Here is a 3,037-nt window from a genome sequence, read left to right as displayed (position 1 = left end):
ATACCACGAGCCTTTTCTTCCGGGGCGCTGTCGATCTTGTCGAAGTCAACACGAGCCGAACCGAAAACCTCGGAGCAGACGCGAGTCAGAGCAGCAGTCAGAGTGGTTTTACCGTGGTCAACGTGACCAATGGTACCAACGTTGACGTGCGGCTTATTACGTTCGAACTTTTCCTTAGCCATCGAAATCACCCCTAGGAGAAGAATTGAGCAAGTCACACAAGCCATTAAAACAAAGGCAGATATTTTCATATCTGCCTTGTTATATGGAGCTCTTGAGCGGATTTGAACCGCTGACCTCACCCTTACCAAGGGTGTGCTCTACCAACTGAGCTACAAGAGCGAAACACTTTGCACAACCTGCAAACTTGGAGCGGGTAGCGGGAATCGAACCCGCATCATCAGCTTGGAAGGCTGAGGTTCTACCACTAAACTATACCCGCGGAGCCTGCAGCTCACGCTAAATCTGGTGGAGGGGGAAGGATTCGAACCTTCGAAGTCGTAGACGTCAGATTTACAGTCTGATCCCTTTGGCCGCTCGGGAACCCCTCCTAAGCGAGGCAGCATTCTACACCATGCCACCCTTCTGTCAAGCATTTTCTCATTAAAAACCTGAGGTTAGCTGCGTTGACCTCGCTTCGCTGCGTCTACCTCTAGAGGTCTTCACTGCGGAGCGGGCGCCATTCTATGCAAACTATTCGGCAGTTGCAATGCCTTCGCATGACATTATTTTATGTTTTAACTCATTGAATTCTTTAGCAAGATTCTGCAGCAGCGAATCATCCAGCAAATGCTTGCTTTCAGGAGCCACCCGCAACCAGTAACCAGAAGCATCAGGCAACCCCAAGGACTTCAACCGGACCTCCACCCCCAATGCCGACAGACGCTGCTCAAGCATTTGAGCCTGATCACGACGAGCAAAACTACCTATATAGAGGCAATCGGCTTGAGCCCCACCCTTGTCACGCCTAGAGAGAGCGTCAGATGACTCACTCAACAAGCGGATATCCTGCTGGGACCCTTTATAAAGCGTCAGAGGCGTTATCTCCTTGGCACGTAAAGGCGCTTCCTGCTGATGCCAGACGTAATAGAACACATTGAGAACCAGGAGCAGCAGGAACAACCAGCGCATAAAAACCTCAGGACAATGGGCATGCCATAGCCAATCCGACAAAAACCAGATCCGGAACCACTCGCCCTTGCGGCACAACCCCAGAAACCAGATCAGCATCACCACCGGTGAGAAATACTACGAAATCATCCCCCCAGTAACCACGCGCCAACTCCAACTGAGTTAGAACGAACCCCCTCAACATCAATGAGCAGCCGCGCTCTACCGCCTCAACCGTCGTACGACCCGGTAAAAGGTTCACCAGCGCGCGTTCGGCAGACAAATCATCGTACCGAATTCGACGAGTGTGAGTTCTCAGCTGATTACGCATCAATGGCATCCCTGGGCAGATAAACCCCCCCAGGTGCTCGCCATCCGCAGCAATGAAATCCGCAGTAACCGCCGTCCCGAAATCGAGCACCAGGCAGGCACCAGCCGCAAGGCGAAAGCCTCCCAGCATGGCAAGCCAGCGATCCAGGCCAAGTCGCTCAAACTCCTCATAACCATTTCGTACGCCGGCCATTTCTTTCGCAGGCGCAGCACAGATCACCGCCACGCCAAAAGCCTGTACCAACATGGAAGTAAGCTTGCTCGTCTCCTCGGCCGTGCGCACGCTGACCAAGCGGCAGCGGGTCAAAACCAAGCCGTTTAGTGTACGCAGATGCCCGACCAAAGCATCATCGGAATCAACCACACCCTCAGCAAATACCCCAAGCGCAGCATTATCCAGAACGCGCCATTTAATGAAGCTGTTTCCGCAATCAAGCTCAAGAATCATTGCGTAACCTCAAGCTGAGCTCACCACCGCTGTAGACCTTCTCAACCCCATCCACCCTCAATCGCAATGCGCCCTGCTGATCGATGCCCATAACAACACCGTCTATTTTATTGATCCCAGCAATCAGAGACACCGCACTACCTTGCCACAAGTGATTCTGCTCCCACTCCTCTTGAATAGAGGAAAAGCCCTGGGCCTGGTGGCGCTCCAGGTAAGCCTTCAGCATCATGCTCAGCCGAGCAACCAACTGGTTACGATCAACCTGCTTGCCGGACTCAAGCCGTACAGACGTCCACTGCTGATCAATTTCGTCGGTTTTCTGCATGCTGACGTTGATACCTACACCCAGAACTACATGACAGACATCAGCAGGATCCCCAACCAACTCCAACAGGATTCCGGCGATTTTTTTGCGTCCAACCAAAACATCGTTTGGCCACTTCAGGCCCGCACCAGCAATTCCAAACTCGCGCAAGGTTTGCATGACCGCCAGCCCGACTACCAAGCTGAGCCCTTCAAGCTGACGCATTCCACCATCGATACGCAGTACGAGGCTGTAATAAACATTTTCTGCAAAAGGACTAGCCCATTTTCGTCCTCTCCGACCACGCCCCGCCGTTTGACGCTCAGCGAGCACCAGGAACGGCGCAGGCACGCCACGCTCGACAGCCCTCAGAGCTTCGGCGTTTGTAGAGTCGATAGAATCGAAAACCAGTACAACCCAAGGGCAATCCTTTGATTGCTCGTAAATATCAACCGGATTCAGAAGCGTCAGCGGGGCCGCCAACTGATAACCGCGGCCGCGAACTTTATGGATAGAGAGCCCCAGTTCAGCCTCCAACTGCTGCAACTGCTTCCACACGGCACTGCGACTAACGCCCAAGGCGGCACCAAGGGCCTGGCCCGAGTGAAACCGCCCATCCTTCAGAAGCTCCAACAATGTCAGCATGCAGATCTCGCCTCACAATGAGGCAGGCATGATAGCCATGCCTAAGGCTGTTGCATAGAAAGCGTGACCAGGCACAATCAAGCAGCTAGCAGCTGCAATTTGAAAGGTTTACGCGCGCAAAAGACAAAACCCCAACTGCTTTCGCAATTGGGGTTTCGGAATTTAATCTTGACGATGACCTACTCTCACATGGGGAAACC

4 protein-coding genes and 3 tRNA genes are annotated in these 3,037 nt (G+C 53.0%); all 7 read right to left on the bottom strand.

Translation table 11 applies throughout. From position 1 onward, the window contains the following. A partial coding sequence (locus AC07Y9_RS32135; RefSeq protein ID WP_239690444.1) for a GTP-binding protein occupies window positions 1-182 on the bottom strand: 182 nt, incomplete at its 3' end. A gap of 84 nt (window positions 183-266) precedes the next feature. Then, window positions 267-342: transfer RNA gene (locus tag AC07Y9_RS32130), tRNA-Thr, on the bottom strand. Between the two features lie 26 nt (window positions 343-368). After that, window positions 369-442: transfer RNA gene (locus AC07Y9_RS32125), tRNA-Gly, on the bottom strand. 24 nt (window positions 443-466) lie between these two features. Then, window positions 467-551, bottom strand: a tRNA-Tyr gene (locus AC07Y9_RS32120). 142 nt (window positions 552-693) lie between these two features. After that, the gene (locus AC07Y9_RS32115; RefSeq protein ID WP_102681222.1) at window positions 694-1,131 is read right to left on the bottom strand and encodes a hypothetical protein; all 438 of its coding nucleotides are present in this window, start codon (window positions 1,129-1,131) and stop codon (window positions 694-696) included. A 7-nt stretch (window positions 1,132-1,138) separates the two neighbouring features. After that, window positions 1,139-1,888 (bottom strand): pantothenate kinase, encoded by a 750-nt coding sequence (locus AC07Y9_RS32110; protein WP_102681221.1) that lies wholly within the window; start codon window positions 1,886-1,888, stop codon window positions 1,139-1,141. Further along, window positions 1,878-2,837: a bifunctional biotin--[acetyl-CoA-carboxylase] ligase/biotin operon repressor BirA gene (gene birA / locus AC07Y9_RS32105; RefSeq protein ID WP_102681220.1), complete on the bottom strand. Its 960-nt coding sequence runs from the start codon at window positions 2,835-2,837 to the stop codon at window positions 1,878-1,880. The genes AC07Y9_RS32110 and birA overlap by 11 nt, the downstream gene beginning before the upstream one ends. Between the last annotated feature and the right edge of the window lie 200 nt (window positions 2,838-3,037).

Source organism: Pseudomonas sp. GW456-L12 (assembly GCF_059424045.1).
This window is presented reverse-complemented; position numbering and strand designations above follow the sequence as displayed.

What these genes read in the sequence shown, in the direction of transcription:
- AC07Y9_RS32115 (WP_102681222.1), bottom strand. Translation starts at nt 1,131, where the DNA reads ATGCGCTGGTTGTTCCTGCTGCTCCTGGTTCTCAATGTGTTCTATTAC.
- AC07Y9_RS32110 (WP_102681221.1), bottom strand. Translation starts at nt 1,888, where the DNA reads ATGATTCTTGAGCTTGATTGCGGAAACAGCTTCATTAAATGGCGCGTT.
- birA (WP_102681220.1), bottom strand. Translation starts at nt 2,837, where the DNA reads ATGCTGACATTGTTGGAGCTTCTGAAGGATGGGCGGTTTCACTCGGGC.